Origin of the sequence: Pseudomonas sp. C 49-2, from assembly GCF_003970195.1 — a bacterium.
In the GTDB taxonomy this organism is placed as follows: domain Bacteria; phylum Pseudomonadota; class Gammaproteobacteria; order Pseudomonadales; family Pseudomonadaceae; genus Aquipseudomonas; species Aquipseudomonas canadensis.
Genome location: NZ_RXYG01000001.1, coordinates 463,593 through 484,192, shown reverse-complemented (window position 1 = coordinate 484,192; position 20,600 = coordinate 463,593). Strand labels below are relative to the sequence as shown.

General features: G+C 60.6%; 18 protein-coding genes and 1 pseudogene. 5 read left to right on the top strand and 14 right to left on the bottom strand.

Features of this window, described 5'->3' with window-relative positions:
- Position 1: 1 nt before the first annotated feature.
- From EJ576_RS02260 to EJ576_RS02250, 3 genes and pseudogenes are all read right to left on the bottom strand, one after another.
- Entirely contained in the window at positions 2-1,066 is a 1,065-nt protein-coding gene (locus EJ576_RS02260; RefSeq protein WP_123474879.1) for a putative 2-aminoethylphosphonate ABC transporter ATP-binding protein, read from the bottom strand.
- A 104-nt stretch (positions 1,067-1,170) separates the two neighbouring features.
- A pseudogene (locus EJ576_RS02255) lies at positions 1,171-2,034 on the bottom strand (LysR family transcriptional regulator).
- Between the two features lie 15 nt (positions 2,035-2,049).
- Positions 2,050-4,308, bottom strand: coding sequence for a heavy metal translocating P-type ATPase (locus EJ576_RS02250; RefSeq protein ID WP_126569494.1), 2,259 nt, complete (start codon positions 4,306-4,308; stop codon positions 2,050-2,052).
- 85 nt (positions 4,309-4,393) lie between these two features.
- Between EJ576_RS02250 and cadR the strand changes: the two genes are divergently transcribed.
- Positions 4,394-4,834: a Cd(II)/Pb(II)-responsive transcriptional regulator gene (gene cadR, locus EJ576_RS02245; protein ID WP_016979028.1), complete on the top strand. Its 441-nt coding sequence runs from the start codon at positions 4,394-4,396 to the stop codon at positions 4,832-4,834.
- A 53-nt stretch (positions 4,835-4,887) separates the two neighbouring features.
- Here the strand turns inward: cadR and EJ576_RS02240 are convergent, their stop codons facing one another.
- The 3 genes from EJ576_RS02240 to EJ576_RS02230 all read right to left on the bottom strand — a co-directional run bounded on the left by EJ576_RS02240 (position 4,888) and on the right by EJ576_RS02230 (position 7,449).
- Entirely contained in the window at positions 4,888-5,721 is an 834-nt protein-coding gene (locus EJ576_RS02240) for a thymidylate synthase (protein WP_028618344.1), read from the bottom strand.
- Positions 5,722-5,775: 54 nt separating this feature from the next.
- Positions 5,776-6,588 carry a prolipoprotein diacylglyceryl transferase gene (gene lgt / locus EJ576_RS02235; protein WP_010207296.1) on the bottom strand — a complete coding sequence of 271 codons (813 nt, stop codon included), beginning with the start codon at positions 6,586-6,588 and terminating at the stop codon, positions 5,776-5,778.
- A gap of 78 nt (positions 6,589-6,666) precedes the next feature.
- On the bottom strand, positions 6,667-7,449 hold the full coding sequence (locus tag EJ576_RS02230) for a sulfite exporter TauE/SafE family protein (protein ID WP_028618345.1): 783 nt from the start codon (positions 7,447-7,449) through the stop codon (positions 6,667-6,669).
- 120 nt (positions 7,450-7,569) lie between these two features.
- Here EJ576_RS02230 and EJ576_RS02225 point away from each other — a divergent pair, with 120 nt between their 5' ends.
- Complete coding sequence (locus EJ576_RS02225; protein ID WP_122729721.1) at positions 7,570-8,316, top strand: NRDE family protein; 747 nt, start codon at positions 7,570-7,572, stop codon at positions 8,314-8,316.
- Positions 8,317-8,415: 99 nt separating this feature from the next.
- Here the strand turns inward: EJ576_RS02225 and ptsP are convergent, their stop codons facing one another.
- Positions 8,416-10,695: a phosphoenolpyruvate--protein phosphotransferase gene (gene ptsP, locus EJ576_RS02220; RefSeq protein WP_028618347.1), complete on the bottom strand. Its 2,280-nt coding sequence runs from the start codon at positions 10,693-10,695 to the stop codon at positions 8,416-8,418.
- Between the two features lie 22 nt (positions 10,696-10,717).
- Positions 10,718-11,197: an RNA pyrophosphohydrolase gene (locus EJ576_RS02215; RefSeq protein WP_003176750.1), complete on the bottom strand. Its 480-nt coding sequence runs from the start codon at positions 11,195-11,197 to the stop codon at positions 10,718-10,720.
- Positions 11,198-11,340: 143 nt separating this feature from the next.
- Here EJ576_RS02215 and EJ576_RS02210 point away from each other — a divergent pair, with 143 nt between their 5' ends.
- Positions 11,341-11,997: an HAD family phosphatase gene (locus EJ576_RS02210; RefSeq protein WP_126569493.1), complete on the top strand. Its 657-nt coding sequence runs from the start codon at positions 11,341-11,343 to the stop codon at positions 11,995-11,997.
- Positions 11,998-12,077: 80 nt separating this feature from the next.
- On the opposite strand, the gene EJ576_RS02205 is transcribed toward EJ576_RS02210, so the two are convergent.
- Both EJ576_RS02205 and ilvA read right to left on the bottom strand, forming a co-directional pair.
- A complete protein-coding gene (locus EJ576_RS02205) occupies positions 12,078-12,491 on the bottom strand; it encodes a DUF2269 family protein (protein WP_028618349.1) in 414 nt (137 codons plus the stop codon).
- Positions 12,492-12,532: 41 nt separating this feature from the next.
- Complete coding sequence (gene ilvA / locus EJ576_RS02200) at positions 12,533-14,047, bottom strand: threonine ammonia-lyase, biosynthetic (protein WP_126569492.1); 1,515 nt, start codon at positions 14,045-14,047, stop codon at positions 12,533-12,535.
- Positions 14,048-14,184: 137 nt separating this feature from the next.
- Here ilvA and rpiA point away from each other — a divergent pair, with 137 nt between their 5' ends.
- Positions 14,185-14,859: a ribose-5-phosphate isomerase RpiA gene (gene rpiA / locus EJ576_RS02195; protein ID WP_122729725.1), complete on the top strand. Its 675-nt coding sequence runs from the start codon at positions 14,185-14,187 to the stop codon at positions 14,857-14,859.
- Here rpiA and EJ576_RS02190 read toward each other — a convergent pair.
- The 4 genes from EJ576_RS02190 to EJ576_RS02175 form a co-directional block, all read right to left on the bottom strand.
- Positions 14,846-15,754, bottom strand: a complete 909-nt coding sequence (locus EJ576_RS02190; protein ID WP_122729726.1) for an SdiA-regulated domain-containing protein — start codon at positions 15,752-15,754, stop codon at positions 14,846-14,848. The two genes, rpiA and EJ576_RS02190, sit on opposite strands and share 14 nt — an antisense overlap.
- 120 nt (positions 15,755-15,874) lie before the next feature.
- Positions 15,875-16,801, bottom strand: a complete 927-nt coding sequence (locus EJ576_RS02185) for an SdiA-regulated domain-containing protein (RefSeq protein ID WP_126569491.1) — start codon at positions 16,799-16,801, stop codon at positions 15,875-15,877.
- 246 nt (positions 16,802-17,047) lie between these two features.
- The gene (locus tag EJ576_RS02180) at positions 17,048-17,713 is read right to left on the bottom strand and encodes a fumarylacetoacetate hydrolase family protein (protein ID WP_016979016.1); all 666 of its coding nucleotides are present in this window, start codon (positions 17,711-17,713) and stop codon (positions 17,048-17,050) included.
- 21 nt (positions 17,714-17,734) lie between these two features.
- Positions 17,735-19,129, bottom strand: a complete 1,395-nt coding sequence (locus EJ576_RS02175; RefSeq protein WP_099493155.1) for an FAD-binding oxidoreductase — start codon at positions 19,127-19,129, stop codon at positions 17,735-17,737.
- A 205-nt stretch (positions 19,130-19,334) separates the two neighbouring features.
- Here EJ576_RS02175 and serA point away from each other — a divergent pair, with 205 nt between their 5' ends.
- Positions 19,335-20,564: a phosphoglycerate dehydrogenase gene (gene serA, locus EJ576_RS02165; RefSeq protein WP_003195214.1), complete on the top strand. Its 1,230-nt coding sequence runs from the start codon at positions 19,335-19,337 to the stop codon at positions 20,562-20,564.
- The last annotated feature ends 36 nt before the right edge of the window (positions 20,565-20,600 follow it).

Genomic DNA, 20,600 nt, shown 5'->3' with positions numbered 1-20,600 from the left:
CTCAGGCAAACACCTGCAGGCTGCGCGGCGGCAAGGCCACCCAGATGTCCTGGGCGCCCAGGCGCGGCATGGCTTCCGGGGCCAATTCAGCGAGCAGCGGATGACCGGGCAGTTGCTCCAGTTCGAAACTCATGCGGCAACGGTTGCCGAGGAAAGTGATCTCGCGGACCTTGGCCGGAAACAGGTTTTCTTCATGCACCGGCGGGTTGACGCTGATCGCCTCAGGGCGGCAGAACAAGCGGCCGGACTTGGCCACACCGGCATCGTCGGCCAGGCGCATGTTCATCCCACCGACCTGGGCGTGACTGGCACTGTTGCGACTGAACGGCAGCCAGTTGCCCTGGCCGACAAACTCCGCCACGAACGGCGTGGCCGGGCGGTCGTAGATTTCCTGGGGCGTAGCGTACTGCTCGACCTTGCCGTTGTTCATCACGGCGATGCGGTCGGCCATCAGCATGGCTTCGTCCTGGTTGTGGGTGACCATCAGCGTGGTGACGCCCAGGCGGCGTTGCAGTTGGCGCAACTCGGTGCACAGATGCTCACGGACGCGGGCGTCGAGGGCCGACATTGGCTCGTCCAGCAACAACAACGAAGGCGCAGGCGCCAAAGCACGGGCCAAGGCGACGCGTTGTTGCTGTCCGCCGGAGAGTTGGCCGGGGTATTTCTTTTCGCTGCCGACCAGGCCGACCAATTCCAGCATCTGCCCGACACGCTTGCGCACTTCCTCGCGACCGCTGCCGGTGAGGCCGTAGCCGATGTTCGCTTCGACGGTAAGGTTGGGGAAAAGCGCGTAGGACTGGAACAGAATGCCGTAGTCCCGTGCCTGGGGCGGCAGTAGGGAAACATCACGGCTGCCCAGGTACAGTTCGCCGCTGTCCTGGCGCTCCAGGCCAGCGATGCAACGCAGCAAGGTGGTCTTGCCGCAACCGGACGGGCCCAGCAGGCACACCAGCTCGCCGGCGGCGACGTCCAGGGAGACGTTGTCCAGCGCGGTAAAGGCGCCGAAGCGTTTCTGGATACCGCGCACTTTCATCGGCGCGCCGGGTTGGGTCAGGGCTGTGTTCATGCAAGGCACCTCATCGAACTGATGAAGCCCATGCTAGGCAGGCAATGCGTCCCTCATGTGGCAGAAAGGCAAAAGGGAGTGATAGTGGTATTGGTGGATTTTGGTTAAAGCGGCGACATTTCCTGCGCCAACCCCAGAAATGCCGCCGGCAACCGTGCGCCTTTGCGTTCCTTGAGACAGTAGAGATACTCGGGAATCTGCGGCGCATTCTCGAAGGTCAGCACCCGCAATTGCGGATCGTGTGGCACTTCCTGCCGCGCAATGATGCTGATGCCAATGTTGCGCAACACCGCCTCACGGATCGACTCGCGGCTGCCGATTTCCAGCAAGGGGCCGTAGCTCACGTTGGCGCTTTACAAGAGTTCTTCAGTCAGGCTCCGCGTGGTTGAGCCCGCCTCGCGCATCAACAATGTGTGCCCGGCCAACGCCGAGAGCGGCACATGATCCAGCTTGGCCAGCGGATGGTTGCGATGCACTGCCAGCACCAGCGGGTCGGTGCCCAGCACACGGCGGATCAGGCGCGGGTCCTCCAGCAGTTGCGAGGAAGCGGCGACGTCGACGCGGTAGTCGTCCAAGGCTTCAAGCACTTGTTGGGAGTTGCCGATTTCCACCGACACTTCCACTTGCGGCAGACGCTCGCGGAAGGCTTTGACCAGGTCGAGGATGTAGTAAGGCGCCGTGGCGGCAATCCTCAATGCGCCCTGGACCTGGCCACTGTTGCGCAAGAAAAACTCGATGTCCGCTTCTTGCTGCAACAGCGCCTTGACCATCGGCAGGAGCCGCGCACCCTCGTCGCTGACGGTGAGGCGGCGGCCGCCGCGGTAGAACAGCTCGACGCCGTACTGGCTTTCCAGGTTACGGATCTGGGTGGTGACCGTGGGTTGGCTCAGGCCGAGCTTTTTCGCCGCCTGGGTGATGCTACCCAGGCGGGCGACCATGAAAAAAGCCTTTAACTCGGCACTCAGCACACCACCCTCTCATCTCTATTTGCGCAACAGGCGCAGACCATTGAACACCACCAGCAGGCTCACGCCCATGTCGGCGAACACCGCCATCCACATGGTGGCCATGCCCAGGAAGGTGACCGCCAGGAAGATCGCCTTGATCACCAACGCCAGGGCGATGTTCTGCTTGAGGATACTCGACGTTTGCCGCGACAGACGAATGAATGCCGGAATCTTGCGTAAATCATCGTCCATCAAGGCCACGTCGGCGGTTTCGATGGCGGTATCGGTGCCCGCTGCGGCCATGGCAAAACCGATCTCGGCACGGGCCAACGCCGGGGCATCGTTGATGCCGTCACCGACCATACCCACGCGGTGGCCTTGGCCGTAGAGTGCTTCGATGGCTTGCAGCTTGTCCGTCGGCAACAGGTCACCCTGAGCCTGGTCGATGCCCACCTGGGCGGCAATCGCCTGGGCGGTGTGGGTGTTGTCGCCGGTGAGCATCAGGGTCTTGATGCCCAGCTCGTGCAGTTGTTGGATAGCTTCGCGGCTGCTGTCCTTGACCGTGTCGGCCACAGCGAACAGTGCCAATGGGCCGGACTTATCGAGTAACAGCACCACCGATTTGCCCTGTTTTTCCAGGGCGAAGAGTTTTTCTTCCAGTTCCGACGAGCACAGACCCAGGTCTTCCACCAGGCGGTGGTTGCCCAGGTGGTAGGTTTCGCCGTTGATGTCGCCACGCACGCCCCGACCGGCCAGGGCCTCGAAGTTATCCACAACATGGGTGGGCAGGTTTTTATCCACAGCCGCGTTGGCAATCGCCAGCGACACCGGGTGATCGGAACGCCCAGCCAGGCTGGCGGCCAAAGCCGGCGCGCTGTCTGCAACATTGGGGAACAGCGCCAGGTAATCGGTTTGCACCGGCTTGCCGTGGGTGATGGTGCCGGTCTTGTCGAGGGCCAAATAGTCGAGCTTGTAACCACCCTCCAAGTACACGCCGCCCTTGATCAAGATGCCTTTGCGCGCCGCCGCCGCCAGGCCGCTGACGATGGTCACCGGGGTGGAAATCACCAGCGCACACGGGCACGCCACCACCAGCAGCACCAGGGCGCGGTAGATCCAGTCGAACCAGGCGCCGGCCATGAACAGCGGTGGAATAATGGCCACGCCGAGGGCGAACAGGAACACCGCCGGGGTGTAGATTTTCGAGAAGCTGTCGACAAAGCGCTGGGTCGGCGCGCGCGCGCCCTGGGCCTGTTCCACCGCGTGAATGATGCGCGCCAGGGTGGAGTTGTTGGCCGCTGCAGTGACTTTGTATTCCAGGGAACCGGCCTGGTTGATGGTGCCGGCGAAGACTTTGTCGCCCACGGTCTTTTCGATTGGCAGGCTTTCACCAGTGATCGGTGCCTGGTCGATGGTGGATTGGCCGGCGGTGACTTCCCCGTCCAGGCCAATGCGCTCGCCAGGTTTTACCCGCACGATTGCGCCCAACTCAATGCTTTTGACTTCTTTTTCAACCCAGGAACCATCCACCTGCCGCACCGTGGCTTGCTCCGGCGTCATCTGCATCAAGCCGCTGATGGCATTACGCGCACGGTCCAGGGACTTGGCTTCGATCAACTCGGCCACGGTGAACAGGAACATCACCATGGCGGCTTCCGGCCATTGCCCGATCAGGATCGCACCGGTGACGGCGATGCTCATCAGGGCATTGATGTTCAGGTTGAGGTTTTTCAGGGCAATCCAGCCCTTTTTGTACGTGGTGAGGCCGCCGCTGAGGATCGACACCAACGCTACCAATGCGATCACCCAGGTGGGCGCGACGCCACTGAAGTGCAGCACTTCGGCACCCAACGCACCCACGCCGGACAACGCCAGGGGCCACCAACGTTTCTTGGCCGGTGGCTCTGCGGCCGGGGTGCCCTCTTCGATCGGATCAGCCTGCATCCCCAGGGATTTGATCGCTTCGATGATCGGTGCAGTACTCGGCAAGTCATGAGTGACGCCGAGGATGCGGTTGATCAGATTGAACTCCAGCTGCTGCACGCCGGCCAGCTTGCCCAGCTTGTTCTGGATCAGCGTCTGCTCGGTGGGGCAGTCCATGGCTTCGATGCGGAAGGTGCTCAAACGCGAACCGGCGGTGGGCGCCTCGCTCAGTTGCACCAACGCCGGGGCCGGAGTACCGGAACAGCAGGAACCGCCGTGGCCGTGGTCATGCACAGGCGTGAGTTTTTTCGGGCCATGATCGTGGTCGTGATCATGCTCGTGTTTATGCGGGGTGTGGATGGAATCGCTCATTCTGTCGCGTCCGTAAAGGTGCCTGTTGCCAAGTAAAGACCCTGTAGCCACTATAGGGTCAAGCACCCATTTGGAGATTGCTGCGATGAAGATCGGCGAACTGGCCAAACTGACCGACTGCCCGGTGGAAACCATCCGTTACTACGAGAAGGAAGGCCTGCTGCCACCCCCGGCGCGCACCGACGCCAATTACCGCGTTTACACCCAAGCGCACACCGAGCGACTGGTGTTTATCCGTAATTGCCGCAGCCTGGACATGACCTTGGAGGAAATCCGCAGCCTATTGGGCTTGCGCGACAGCCCCCAGGACCAGTGTGAAAACGTGAATGCGTTGATTGACGAGCACATCCACCATGTGAAGGCGCGGATCGATGGGCTGTTGGCGTTGCAGGAGCAATTGCTGGACTTGCGCCAACGCTGTGGCGGCGGGCCCGAGTGCGGGATTCTGCAGCGGCTGGAAGTCAGCGGGAGTGTGGCAGCCAGCGAGGCTGAACCCTCGCATGTAGGCAGAAGCCACGGCCACTAAATCAAGTGAACACCGGCTAAATGTGGGAGCGGGCTTGCTCGCTCCCACATTGATCAGATGGCGACGTCGGCCTTGATGCTTGGGTCGGCGTCGTAACCGACGATTTCGAAGTCTTCAAACTTGTAGTCGTAGATCGACGCAGGCTTGCGCTTGATCACCAGCTCCGGCAGTTTCTTCGGCGTGCGCGCCAGCTGGGTCTGGATCTGCTCCATATGGTTGCTATAGGCATGGGTGTCGCCGGTGGTGACGATGATCTCGTGAGGGATCAGGTCGCACTGCTGGGCCAGCATATGGGTGAGCAAGGCCAGCGCGGCGGTGTTGTACGGCAGGCCGAGGAACACGTCGGAGCTGCGAATGTACAACTGCATCGACAGGTGACCGTCGTGCACAAACGCCTGGTACAGCAGGTGGCACGGCGGCAGGGCTTGCTTGCCGTTGCGCGCGTTTTCCTGCGGGCTCTGGGTCTCGTCGGGCAGGTACTCGACGTTCCAGCCGTGGAACAGGATGCGGCGGCTGTTGGGGTTGGTCTTCAGCGTGTGGACCATGTAATCGATCTGGTTGATCGTGCCACCGTCCTTGGTCGGCCAGGCGGTCCACTGTTCGCCGTACACCGGGCCCAGGTCACCGTCTTCGGTGGCCCATTCGTCCCAGATCTTTACGCCGTTTTCGTTGAGCCATTTGATATTGGTGTTGCCGCTCAACATCCAGATCAGTTCGTTGGCGATGCTTTTGAAGTGAAGCTTCTTGGTGGTCAGCAGCGGGAAGCCGTCGGCCAAGTTATGCCGATACTGACGGGCAAACACGGCCTTGGTGCCGGTGCCGGTGCGATCGCCCTTGGTCAATCCATTGGTCACGACGTCGTTCAGTAGTTCGAGATATTGCTTCATTTTTTTACCCGTATCGTTGAAGCAGAGGCTGCGCAACAGCCTCGGCATTCGAATTTAAAGCGCGGTGTTCTTCAAAGGTTGCGGGCGATTGTACGCCCACCACAGCAAGCCCAGGCCGCCGAGGATCATCGGCAAGCTGAGGATCTGGCCCATGGTCACCCAACCGAACGCCAAATAGCCCAACTGTGCATCCGGCACGCGCACGAACTCGACGATGAAGCGGAAGATCCCGTAGAACAACGCGAACATGCCCGACACCGCCATGGTGGGGCGCGGTTTGCGCGAGAAGATGTACAGGATAAGGAACAGCGCCACGCCTTCCAATGCGAACTGATAAAGCTGCGACGGGTGGCGCGGCAGTTGCGCCGGGTCACTGAACGGCGGGAACACCATGGCCCACGGCACGTCGGTCGGCTTGCCCCACAGTTCGGCGTTGATAAAGTTGCCGATACGCCCGGCGCCCAGGCCGATCGGTACCATCGGCGCAACGAAGTCCATCAGCTGGAAGAACGATTTGCCGTTGCGACGGCCGAACCACCAGGCGGCGATCATCACGCCGATAAAGCCGCCGTGGAACGCCATGCCGCCCTTCCACACCTCGAAGATCAGCGTCGGGTTGGCGATGTACGCGGAGAGATCGTAGAACAACACATACCCCAGGCGTCCGCCGACAATCACCCCCATCGACAGCCAGAAAATCAGGTCGGAGAGTTTCTCCTTGGTCCAGGTCGGGTCGAACCGGTTCAGGCGTCGAGAGGCCAGAAACCAGGCACCGCCGATGCCGATCAGGTACATCAACCCGTACCAGTGGATTTTCAGCGGACCGATGGCCAGGGCCACCGGGTCGATCTGCGGGTAAGGCAGCATTGCGACTCCTCGTTAATCATTCGTTATGGCGACCGGGACCATGCCGGGCCGCGATTAAGCCTGCATTATTCAAATTCTTTAAAGCAAAAAGTTCAGACCGACACAGAACAACAGCCCGGCGAACAAGCGCTTGAGCAGACGCGGCGACAATCGATGTGCCAAGCGTGCGCCGAAGCGGGCAAACACCATGCTGGTCAGGGCAATGCCCAGCAGCGCCGGCAAATACACGAACCCTAGACTATGAGCGGGCAACAGCGGGTCATGCCAGCCCAGAATCATGAAACTTAATGCACTGGCCAGCGCAATCGGCAGGCCGCAAGCCGATGAAGTGGCCACCGCTTGCTGCATAGGCACGCTGCGCCAGGTCAAAAACGGCACTGTCAGCGAGCCGCCGCCAATCCCGAAAATCGCCGAGGCCCAGCCGATAAACGTACCGGCGACGGTCAAGCCAAACTTGCCCGGCACCGTCCGGCTGGCCTTGGGCTTCACCTCCAGTGCCAGTTGAACGGCCACCAGCAAGGCAAATACGCCGATGATCTTTTGCAGGTGCGGGCCGGAAATCGCCTCGGCGGTCAATGCGCCAAAACCGGCGCCGATCAGGATGCCCACGGTCATCCACACAAAGATCGGCCAACGCACCGCGCCCCGTCGATGATGCTCGCGCACAGCATTCACCGAGGTAAAAATGATGGTCGCCAGGGAGGTGCCCACGGCCAGGTGGGTCAGCACCTGCGGGTCGAAGCCCTGCAAGGTGAAGCTGAACACCAGTACCGGCACAATGATGATCCCGCCGCCCACGCCGAACAGCCCGGCGAGTACACCCGCACAGGCACCGAGCAGCAAATACAGCAGAAATTCCATGGGAGCCCCCGAACCAAGTCCGGCATGTTAACGGATGGAAGGCATGCGACCCAACTGCATACGATGGAACGCCTCGGCTTGAGTGGGTAGAGTGGCTAAAAACACAAAAGGGATCGCCTGATGTGCCTGATTGTTTTCGCCTGGCGGCCGGGCCACGCCCAGCCACTGATCGTCGCGGCCAACCGCGATGAGTTCTACGCCCGCCCCAGCCTGCCGCTGGCCCAGTGGCTGGATGCGCCCGAGGTCTACGCCGGCCGTGACCAGGAAGCCGGCGGTACTTGGCTGGGGGTGAATGCCGATGGACGCTTTGCCGCGCTGACCAATATCCGCGACCCGCACCAGCCACCGGCCCGTAAGTCCCGTGGCGAGTTGGTCGCGCGATTTCTCAGCGGTTCGCTGCCGATTGAACAGTATTTGGCCGACGTTAACGGCCGCTCGATTGAATATGCCGGGTTTAACCTGCTCATAGGCACGCGCGATGAGCTGTGGCATTACAACGCCAATCACACCGAGCCGACGCGATTGGAGGCCGGGGTGTATGGGTTGTCCAACGCCGGGTTGGATACGCCGTGGCCAAAGTTGCTCAAAGCCAAGACGGCGTTGAGCGCGGTATTGGATGATCCACAGCCGGAAGCCTTGTTGGGGATTTTGAGTGATCCTCAAACGGCGCCGTTTGCAGACCTGCCAGATACCGGAGTGGGCTTGGCGACGGAAAGTCTTTTATCCAGCGTGTTTATCGCCAGCCCAAGTTATGGGACGCGGGCGAGTACGGCGCTGATTGTAAATGCCGACGGGACGCGGCGGATGGTGGAGCGTAGTTTTGGGCCGCATGGTGGCCGACTTGGCGAGGTCGAACTGAGGATTTAGCGGTGCTTGAGCGAGCGCTATCGCGGGCAAGCCCGGCTCCCACAGTTGAAATGCATTCCAATGTGGGAGCTGGCTTGCCTGCGAAAAAGGCGACTCGGTCTAGAGGGTTTTAGCGGAGGCCGGGTTGATCATTCGCGTCAGCCCCAGATTCTTCAGCGCCAACTGCAGCGAGCTGTGGATAACTTGCGGGTTGTCGATGGTCATCAACTCCGCCAACAAGTCCTTGGCCATGCTCAACTCAACCTGGCGCAACATCCACTTCACTTTCGGCAAGTTGGTGGCGTTCATCGACAGGCTGTCAAAACCCATCGCCATCAACAGCACTGCCGCCGCCGGGTCGCCGGCCATTTCGCCGCAGATGCTCACCGGCTTGCCTTCGGCATGGGCGTCGCGCACCACATGTTGCAGTGCTTGCAGAACCGCCGGGTGCAGGTAGTCGTAAAGGTCGGCCACCCGTGGGTTGTTACGGTCCACGGCCAGCAGGTATTGGGTCAGGTCGTTGGAACCTACCGAGAGGAAGTCCACCTGGCGCGCCAGCTCCTTGGCCTGGTAAACCGCCGCCGGGATTTCGATCATCACGCCAATCGGCGGCATCGGTACGTCGGCGCCTTCGTCGCGCACTTCGCCCCAGGCGCGGTGGATCAAGTGCAGCGCCTCTTCCAGCTCGTGGGTGCCGGAGATCATCGGCAGCAGGATGCGCAGATTGTTCAGGCCTTCGCTGGCCTTGAGCATGGCGCGGGTCTGTACGAGGAAAATTTCAGGGTGGTCGAGGGTTACGCGAATGCCGCGCCAGCCCAGGAAGGGGTTGTCTTCCTTGATCGGGAAATAAGACAGTGACTTGTCGCCGCCGATATCCAGGCTGCGCATGGTCACCGGCAACGGGTGGAAGGCCTGCAGTTGCTCGCGATAAATCGCCAGCTGCTCCTTCTCGCTCGGGAAACGCTGGTTGATCATGAACGGCACTTCGGTGCGGTACAGCCCCACGCCTTCAGCGCCGCGCTGTTGCGCACGGGCCACGTCGGCCAGCAGGCCGGTGTTGACCAGCAGCGGCACGCGATGGCCGTCGGTGGTTACGCACGGCAGTTCGCGCAATGAATCGAGGCCCAGCGCCAGTTGTTTCTCTTCCTCAACCACTTCGGCGTATTGCTTGCGCAACACTTCGCTGGGGTTGGTGAACACTTCACCGCGATGGCCATCGACGATCATGCCGATGCCGTCGACCTTGGCATACGGCAGGTCGACCAGGCCCATCACCGTCGGGATGCCCATGGCACGCGCCAGGATCGCAACGTGGGAGTTGCCCGAACCGAGTACCGAGACCAGGCCCACCAACTTGCCCTCGGGCACTTCGCCGAGCATGGTGGCGGTCAGTTCTTCACTGATAAGGATGGTGTTGTCGGGGTAAACCAGGTTGGTGGTGCGGTCTTCCTGCAGCTTGGCCAGCAGACGGCGACCGAGGTCGCGCACATCCGAGGCCCGCTCACGCAGGTAGTCGTCATCCATCATTTCGAAACGGTTGACGTGATCAGTGACCACCTGGCGCAGTGCGCCCTGGGCCCACTGGCCGGTCTTGATCACCGTCTTGACTTCGTTACCCAGCGACGCGTCGTCGAGCATCATCTGGTACACGTCGAACAGCGCACGCTCTTCGGGGCGCAGCTGGGTGGCCAGCTTGTTCGACAGGTTGCGCATGTCGGCGCGCACGCCCTCCAGGGCGGTTTTGAACAGTTTGATTTCAGCGTCGATGTCGTTGACGGTCTTGTCCGGCACCACATCCAGGTCCGCTGGCGGCAACATGACTACCGCCGTACCGACCGCAGCGCCCGGTGAACCCGGCACGCCGACGAACTTGGCTTCCTGGATGCCCTTGCCCTCACGCCCCAGGCCGCGAATCGAACCGGTGGCTTCGGCGTGGGCGATAACCCCAGCAAGCTGCGCGCTCATGGTCACGAGGAAGGCTTCTTCACCTTCGTCGAACTGGCGGCGTTCTTTTTGCTGGATGACCAACACGCCGACGACGCGGCGGTGGTGAATGATCGGTGCGCCTAGGAACGAGGCGTAACGCTCTTCGCCGGTTTCGGCAAAGTAGCGGTAACGCGGGTGATCGGCCGCGTTTTCAAGGTTCAGGGGTTCTTCACGCGTCCCCACCAGGCCCACCAGACCTTCATTGGGCGCCATGCTGACCTTACCGATCGAGCGCTTGTTCAAGCCCTCGGTGGCCATCAGCACAAAACGGTTGGTCTCGGGGTCCAGCAGGTAAACCGAGCAGACCTGGCTGCCCATGGCTTCCTTGACGCGCAACACAATAATCCCCAACGCCGCCTTGAGATCCTTGGCGGAGTTAACTTCCTGGACGATCTTGCGCAGCGTATTGAGCATGGCTCGGGGTCGAACTCCGTCGTCAGTCGCGCGCTAAAAGGCGCGGGGCAAGCTCTTTGAGAGCGCGACGATAAACTTCGCGCTTGAATGTCACCACCTGGCCCAACGGGTACCAATAGCTGACCCAGCGCCAACCATCGAACTCCGGTTTACCGGTCAAATCCATCCGCACCCGCTGCTCGTTGGAGATCAGGCGCAGGAGAAACCATTTCTGCTTCTGGCCGATGCACAGCGGTTGGCTGTGGGTACGTACCAGGCGTTGCGGCAAACGATAGCGCAACCAGCCACGGGTACAGGCCAGAATTTGTACATCTTCGCGCTCAAGGCCGACTTCTTCATTCAACTCACGGTACAAGGCGTCTTCAGGGGTTTCGTCGGGGTTGATTCCACCTTGAGGAAACTGCCAGGCATCTTGGTTGATTCGGCGAGCCCATAGCACCTGTCCGGCATCATTCGTAAGAATAATCCCGACATTAGGACGGAAACCATCGGGGTCGATCACGGCAACAACCTCGCAAACGCATGTCGCCGCATTGTTCCACAAAGGTTGATGAAGCGGCAACGAGGCTTCTTACCTTATGTGCACTCTTGTGAAAAGACCGTATTCTGGACGCCTTTTTACAGACATTTCAGCGAGTAACTGCAATGCGCCTGGCTTTATTCGACTTGGACAACACCCTCCTCGGCGGTGACAGCGATCACGCCTGGGGCGATTACCTCTGTGAACGCGGGATTCTTGACCCGGTGGCCTACAAGGCGCGCAACGACGAGTTCTACCAGGACTACCTGGCCGGCAAGCTCGACAACGCCGCCTACCTGAACTTCAGCCTGGAAATCCTCGGCCGCACCGAGAGGGCCCAACTGGACGAGTGGCACAACGACTTCATGCGCGACTGCATCGAACCGCTGATGCTGCCTAAAGCCGTGGAACTGCTGGCCAAGCACCGCGCCGCCGGTGACAAGCTGGTGATCATCACCGCCACCAACCGTTTCGTCACCGCGCCGATTGCCGCACGCCTGGGCGTGGAAACCCTGATCGCCACCGAATGCGAGATGGAAAACGGCCGCTACACCGGGCGCAGCACCGACGTGCCGTGCTTCCGTGAGGGCAAGGTGACGCGCTTGAACCGTTGGCTGGCAGAGACGGGGTATAGCCTGGAAGACAGTTACTTCTATAGCGATTCGATGAATGATTTGCCGTTGCTGGAGCAAGTGACTCACCCGGTGGCGGTGGATCCGGATCCGAATCTGCGGGCCGAGGCGCTAAAGCGTGGCTGGCCGGTGATCACGCTGCGCAACTGATGAAGCTATCGGGGGCAAGCCCCCTCCCACATTGTGTGGGAGGGGGCTTGCCCCCGATGCAATCAACGCGGTCCAAAGCCTTAAACCGGCTTGGCACCCATCAATCCGGCAATCGCCACGAACCCCACCAGGCTGACCACCGCCAGCACCAGCGTGAAGTTCAGGCTACCACCCTCTCCCTTGCGCAGGCGATTGAGCCGCGCCACCAACCAGAACCAGGCCAGCGCCGCCACGGTATAGAGGAGGCTGGAACCCAGGATCCAGGTCTGCCCCAGCGGCCAGCCGACCAGGTGCACCAGCCACCAACCGGTAAACGGCATGCTCACCACACACACGCCCATCAACAACCAGACGAACGCCCACGGGCGCTGCACGGTCACCGCCGGGCCCGCGCTGCGTTTGCGCCAGGCCAGTATCGCCAGGCCCAGGCCGCTAAGCAGCAGCAATACCGTGGCCGCGATGTGGATAACTTTCAGGGTGATCAGGGTTTCCATGTCTCGTCTTCCTTAAAGGCCGCCCCAATCAGCGTAGTCGCTCAACCGAGGAACAGTTTGTAGGCCGGGTTATCGCTTTCATCCCAGTACGGGTAGCCGATGGCCTCCAGGGCTGCCGGTACCAGGTGACGCTCGTTCGCCGGCACTTGCAGGCCGGCGACCACACGACCGTCGGCTGCGCCGTGGTTGCGATAGTGGAACATCGAGATGTTCCAGCGCCCGCCCAATTTGTTAAGAAAGTTGAACAAGGCCCCCGGACGCTCCGGAAATTCGAAGCGAAACACCACTTCATTGCTGACGTGAGCCGCATGGCCGCCGACCATATGGCGGATGTGCAACTTGGCCAGTTCGTTCTCGGTCAGGTCCAGCACCGGGAAACCCTGGCCTGTCAGGCTGGCGATCAGCGCGCTGCGTGGGTCGTTTTCCGGGTGGGTCTGCACGCCGACAAAGATGTGCGCCTCGCTGCCGGAGTGAAAGCGGTAGTTGAATTCGGTGATCTGGCGCTTGCCCACGGCCTCGCAGAACGCCTTGAAGCTGCCGGGCTTCTCGGGGATGGTCACGGCGATGATGGCTTCGCGGCCCTCACCCAACTCGGCGCGCTCGGCCACATGGCGCAGGCGGTCGAAGTTGACGTTGGCGCCGGAGTCGATGGCAACCAGGGTCTGCCCGGTGACGCCACGGGTCTCGACGTACTTCTTGATCCCGGCCACACCCAATGCCCCTGCCGGCTCGGTGATGGAACGGGTGTCGTCGTAGATGTCCTTGATCGCCGCACAGATTTCATCGGTGCTCACGGTGATCACTTCGTCTACATAATCTTTGCAGATATCAAACGTGTGCTGGCCGATCTGCGCTACCGCCACGCCATCGGCGAAGATACCAACGGTTGGCAACACCACGCGCTCGCCCGCGGCCAGGGCGGCTTGCAGGCAATTGGAGTCGTCCGGCTCGACACCGATGATCTTGATGTCCGGGCGCAGGTATTTCACGTACGCCGCAATCCCGGCAATCAGCCCGCCGCCGCCCACCGGGACGAAAATCGCGTCCAGAGGCCCCGGATGCTGGCGCAGGATCTCCATCGCCACGGTGCCCTGCCCGGCAATGGTGTGCGGATCATCATAAGGATGGATGTAGACGTAGCCTTTTTCGTCGACCAGTTTTAGCGAGTAGGCCAGGGCTTCCGGGAAGGAATCACCATGCAGCACCACTTTGCCGCCACGCGAGCGCACGCCTTCGACCTTGATTTCCGGGGTGGTCTTGGGCATCACGATAGTGGCTTTCACCCCGAGCACCTTGGCCGCCAGGGCCAGGCCCTGGGCATGATTGCCGGCCGACGCCGTGACCACGCCGCGTGCGCGTTCCTCAGCCGTCAGTTGGGTCAGCTTGTTGTACGCGCCGCGAATCTTGAACGAGAACACCGGCTGCAAGTCTTCACGCTTGAGCCAGACCTTATTACCCAGCCGCTCTGAGAGCTGGCGGGCGGTCTGCAACGGGGTTTCTACGGCAACGTCGTAGACGCGCGAGGTGAGGATCTTTTTGACGTACTGTTCAAGCATCGGCGGGAATCACTGAGCAGGTTGGGCAGGGCCAAGGAGTCTAACCCAGCGTTTGGCCGGGCGACCACACGAATCCAGAGGTTTTGTTGGGTTATACTCGCGCCCCTCGATAACTCCCCGCCCGTTCCGGAGCCCGCATGACCCAGGATCAACTCAAACAGGCAGTGGCCCAGGCCGCCGTCGATTTAATCCTTCCTAAACTCGACGACAAGAGCATCGTCGGTGTCGGCACCGGCTCCACCGCCAACTGCTTCATCGACGCACTGGCCCAACACAAGGGCGCATTCGACGGCGCCGTGGCCAGCTCCGAAGCCACTGCCGCGCGCCTGAAAGGCCATGGTATTCCGGTGTACGAGCTCAACACCGTGAGCGACCTGGAGTTCTACGTCGACGGCGCCGATGAAAGCGACGAGCACCTGAACCTGATCAAAGGCGGCGGCGCAGCCCTGACCCGCGAGAAAATTGTCGCAGCCGTGGCCAAGACCTTTATCTGCATCGCCGACGCCAGCAAGTTGGTGCCCGTACTCGGCGCGTTCCCGCTGCCGGTGGAAGTGATCCCTATGGCCCGCAGTCACGTGGCCCGCGAGCTGGTAAAACTGGGCGGCGACCCGGTGTACCGCGAAGGCGTATTGACCGACAACGGCAACATCATCCTCGACGTGTTCAACATGCAGATCACTAATCCGGTGGAGCTGGAAACTCAGATCAACGCGATCGTCGGCGTGGTCACCAACGGCCTGTTCGCCGCGCGTCCGGCGGATGTGCTGTTGCTGGGCACCTCCGAAGGCGTGAAAACCCTCAAGGCTTCTTGAACACGTAAAACAGGTTCGGCTCGCTGACGAGGTACAACGCGCCCTCGTCATCCATGGCGATCCCTTCGGCCTGAGGCACCCGCTTTTTCAGGCCATGGCGCCCGTTCAGCAGTGACAGACTGCTCAGCGGGCGACCGTCGATATCCAGTTCCAGCACCAGGAACGACTCATCCGACAGCGCCAGTAAATGGCCGCTGCGCTCATCGTATTGCAGGCTCGACAGGTCACGCACAAACAATCCGGCATCACGCTTCGGGTTGTTGATCACGTGCACCGAATAGGTTTTTTCCGGCTTGAAGTGGGGAAAACCGTGGACCTCGTAGATCAGCATCGGATCACGCTCTTTAGCCACGAACAGGCGCTTGCCCACCGAGTCATAAGCCAGCCCCTCAAACCCCTTGTTGCCGCCCACGTGCAGGCCCAGGGTCATTTGCTCCGCATCGGCGGCGTCGAGGAATTGGGTGTCGTCGTCCACATGCACTTTGATCAGCCGCTGCTGGCGCTCATCGCTGATCACGTAAATGTTGTCGCTGATGAATTCCACCGCCTCGGCATCGCCAAACCCTATCAAGGGAATCCGCCGCAGGATCTTGCCCTCAAGGGACAGCTCGATCAGTTCGGCGTTTTTATTGGTGACGGTAAACAGGCTTTTGCGCACCGGGTCGAAGGTCAAGGCCGACACATCGTCGTCCAACCCCTCGATCACTTGGGCTTCCAGGGTCACACGGTAGTCCGCCAGGCCAATGGAGCGCTCATCCGTCGGCTGGCGCCACGCCTGCCAGTTGAACCAGGCGCGCTCGAACAGGCGGAAATGTTGCGCAACGGCCCCGGCGCTGACCAAGGCGATCAGTGCAAGCATGATGAGAAGGGGTTTGGGGCTGGCTAGTCGTCGCATCGGGCGGGCTCAAAATCAAAAGTGGCGAATGAATATCACGCCTGTCTGAATTTAAACTTAAACGCGCCCTGATGTCTGGCGAATGCCGCTCATAGAGACATATCCGACGTAATCGGTGTGCTATTTCTGCTTTTCGAAACGATAGAACAGGTTTGGCTCACTGACAATGTACAGCGTGCCGTCCTCATCCATGGTCACGCCTTCCGCCCGTGGAATGGTGTTTTTGAGACCGTTGAAACCGCCGAGCAGGGTCATGAAGCTGACTTGCTCACCCTTCTCGTCCAACTCCAGCAGCAGGTGAGAGTCGGCCGACAGCACCAGCAGATGCCCGGTGCGCGGGTCGACGGCCAGGGCCGAGAGGTTACGCATGTCCAATTCTTTGCTGGTCAGCTTTTGCTTATCGCCAGACAGGGTCGGGCCTCCGTCGCTTTTCCAGGTGAACAGCGCCGGCGGGCGCTCCTCGCCCAGCACCAGTTGCTGGTTGCGCTTGTCCCAGGTGATGGCTTCAAAGGCTTTGTTCTGGTCTTTGGACGGGCCTAGGTCATAACTCGGGAAATCGGCCTTGTTCAACGCCGCGGTGGTGGCGTCAACCTTGACGATGGTCAGTGTGTGCTGGCGCTCATCGACCACGGCGATCAGGCCGTTTTCCATCACTGTCACGCCTTCCGGGTTATCCCAGCCGTTGAGCGGCATCTTGCGCAGCACATCGCCTTGCAGGCTCAACTCAGCGAGGAACGGGTTCTTGCCCATCACGGAAAACAGGGTTTTGGTCTGAGGGTTGTAGGAGACGTCGGACGCTTCGTCCTTCTCCATGCCCGGCAAAAGCTTGCCATCGATCACGGCGTGGTAGTCCGGCAGCCAGATGCTTTCCTGGCGTTCAGCCGGCGATTCAAAACGCTCCAACACCCACAGCACACCCCGATCATCCCAGTGCATGATCCAGGCTACGCCGTAGGAAATCACTCCCACCAGCAACAGCCAGGAATACCAGCGCAAGGCAAAACGAGAACGCGGCTTGGGTGTAGCGGAGGGCAAGGACACGGCCATTGAGCGCTTTTTCCGGAAAGACAGCGTTAGGTGATAGCACAGGAACCACAGGCCCGCGCGCAAGAGGCTGAGGATTATCCGGATGGCGTGTGAAAAAAATGCAAAACACAGAACTCAAGGCACACACAGAACTTGTGGGAGCCGGGCTTGCCCGCGATGCAGGCACCTCGGTTTTTCAGATGACACCGGGGTGATGCTATCGCAGGCAAGCCAGCTCCCACATTTTTAACCGCGTTTCGCCAGAGTTCAGCGAACGCTGCTTTCGAAGCGGTTCACACCCGACAGCTCCAACACCAGCTCATCGCCTACATTCAGCGGGCCCACGCCGGCCGGGGTGCCGGTGAGGATCACATCGCCCGCTTGCAGCGAGAAGCAGCCGGCCATGTGCTGGATCATCGGAATGATCGGGTTGAGCATCTGCGCGCTGTTGCCATCCTGGCGCACTTCGCCATTGATGCTCAGGCGGATGCCGATGTCGGTCACGTCCGGGAAGGTGCTGCCCACCACGAACGGCGCGATTACCGCCGCACCATCGAAGGATTTGGCGATTTCCCACGGCAGGCCCTTGGCTTTCAGCTCGGCCTGTTTGTCGCGCAAAGTCAGGTCCAGGGCCGGGGCGAAGCCGGAAATCGCATCCAACACTTCTTCACGGCTGGGCTTGGTCGACAAGGGTTTGCCGATCAATACCGCGATTTCCGCCTCGTAGTGCACCGAGCCGCGTTCGGTCGGGATGCTGAAACCGCCTTCCAGCGGCACCACGCAGCTACCCGGCTTGATGAACAGCAGCGGCTCGGTGGGCACCGGGTTGTCCAGTTCCTTGGCATGTTCGGCATAGTTACGCCCGATACACACCACTTTGCCGAGCGGAAAGTGGATGTTGGTGCCGTCGACATACTTGTGCTGGTAGCTCATGGAACGACTCCTTCAGGGCGATTAAACAGCGAAAATCTTGCCAGGGTTCATGATCCCGTTCGGGTCGAACACGGCTTTGACGGCCTTCATGTATTCGATTTCAACCGGCGAGCGGCTGTAGGTCAGGTAGTCACGCTTGGTCATGCCCACGCCGTGTTCGGCGGAGATCGAACCGTTGTACTTCTCGACGGTTTCAAACACCCACTTGTTCACGGTGGCGCACTTGGCGAAGAACTCGTCCTTGCTCAGGTTTTCTGGCTTGAGGATGTTCAGGTGCAGGTTGCCATCGCCGATGTGGCCGAACCAGACGATTTCAAAATCTGGGTAGTGTTCGCCGACAATCGCGTCGATTTCCTTCAAGAACGCCGGTACTTTGGAGACAGTTACCGAGATATCGTTCTTGTACGGGGTCCAGTGGGAAATGGTTTCGGAGATGTACTCGCGCAGTTTCCACAGGTTGTGCAGTTGGGTTTCGCTCTGGCTCATCACGCCGTCCAGCACCCAGCCCTGCTCGACGCAATGCTCAAAGGTTTCCAGCGCGTGGTTGGCGACTTCTTCGGTGGTGGCTTCGAATTCCAGTAGCGCGTAGAACGGGCACTCGGTGTCGAACGGCGCCGGCACATCGCCACGGCCCATGACCTTGGCCAGAGCCTTGTCGGAGAAGAATTCGAAGGCGGTCAGGTCCAGTTTGCTCTGGAACGCGTGCAATACCGGCATGATCGAATCAAAGTCGGTGGTGCCCAGCACCATCGCGGTGAGGTTTTTCGGCGCACGGTCCAGGCGCATGGTGGCTTCGACCACAAAGCCCAAGGTGCCCTCGGCGCCGATGAACAGCTGGCGCATGTCGTAGCCGGTGGCGTTCTTGATCAGGTCGCGGTTCAGCTCCAGTACGTCGCCCTTGCCGGTGACAACCTTCATGCCGGCCACCCAGTTGCGGGTCATACCGTAGCGAATCACCTTGATCCCGCCGGCATTGGTGCCGATATTGCCGCCAATCTGGCTGGAACCGGACGATGCAAAGTCCACCGGGTAGTACAGGCCCTTTTCTTCAGCGACGTTCTGCAATTGCTTGGTGACCACGCCCGGCTGGCACACGGCGGTGCGGTCGGTGAGGTTCACGTCGAGGATCTGGTTCATATAGTCGAACGACACAACCACTTCGCCATTCGCCGCCACGGCAGCGGCCGACAAGCCGGTACGACCGCCCGATGGCACCAGCGCCACCTTGTGGGTATTGGCCCAGCGCACAATGGCCTGGACCTGCTCAGTGGTCTTGGGGAAGACGATGGCGGTCGGCGCGGGTGCGAAGTGCTTGGTCCAATCCTTGCCGTAAGCCTCCAGGGAGTCTGCATCGGTCAGCACTTTGCCGGGCTCAACCAGGGTCTTTAGCTCATCAATCAGGGCAGGATGGGTCATCGACAGAACTCTCGAACAATTCATGGTCATCCTGAGAACGCTTCACGTCGCAGGAATAGGTGTTTAGCGGGGCGCGTATGCTAGCATACCGCCCCCGCAGGACAGAGCCCAAGGGCGTTTCTGCGGTGACGGCTTTCCTGCCGTCCGGGTCAGCTTGTGCTGCTCGATTCCCTGCCATTTTTCTCCGGGATACAGGTTTACGCAGATGAGCAAGACTTCTCTCGATAAGAGCAAGATCAAGTTCCTTCTTCTGGAAGGCGTCCACCCATCGGCTGTCGACGTTCTGAAAGCCGCCGGGTACACCAGCATTGAGTACATCACCAGTTCTCTGCCGGAAGCCCAACTCAAGGAAAAGATCGCCGACGCGCACTTCATCGGCATTCGCTCCCGCACTCAGCTGACCGAAGAGATCTTCGATCACGCCAAGAAACTCGTGGCGGTCGGCTGTTTCTGCATCGGCACCAACCAGGTCGACCTCAACGCAGCGCGCGAGCGCGGCATCGCGGTGTTCAACGCACCGTACTCCAACACCCGCTCCGTTGCGGAACTGGTGCTGGCCGAGGCGATCCTGTTGCTGCGCGGCATTCCAGAGAAGAACGCTTCCTGCCACCGTGGCGGCTGGATCAAGAGCGCAGCCAACTCCTTCGAAATCCGCGGCAAGAAGCTGGGTATCGTCGGTTACGGCTCGATCGGTACTCAGTTGTCGGTCCTGGCTGAAGGCCTCGGCATGCAGGTGTTTTTCTACGACACCCTGACCAAGCTGCCATTGGGCAACGCCACGCAAGTGGCCAGCCTGACCGAGCTGTTGGGCATGTCCGACATCGTGACCCTGCACGTTCCGGAAACCGCTGAGACCCAGTGGATGATCGGCGAGAAGGAAATCCGCGCCATCAAGAAAGGCGGCATCCTGATCAACGCTGCCCGTGGCACCGTGGTCGAGCTGGACGCCCTGGCCGACGCGATCAAGGACAAGCACCTGATCGGCGCCGCCATCGACGTGTTCCCGGTGGAGCCGCGCTCCAACGACGACATCTTCGAAAGCCCGCTGCGTGGCCTGGACAACGTGATCCTGACCCCGCACATCGGCGGTTCCACCGCTGAAGCCCAAGCCAACATTGGCCTGGAAGTGTCGGAGAAGCTGGTCAAGTACAGCGACAACGGTACCTCGGTGTCGTCGGTGAACTTCCCCGAAGTGGCCCTGCCGGCTCACCCAGGCAAGCACCGTCTGCTGCACATCCACCAGAACATCCCTGGCGTGATGATGGAGATCAACAAGGTCTTCGCGGAAAACGGCATCAACATCTCCGGTCAGTTCCTGCAGACCAACGAGAAGGTTGGCTACGTGGTGATCGACGTCGACGCCGAGTACTCGGACCTGGCGCAAGAGAAGCTGCAGCACATCAACGGTACGATTCGTAGCCGCGTGTTGTTCTAAGGTTTCGCCGCAACATGAAAAAGGGAGCCCCTCGGG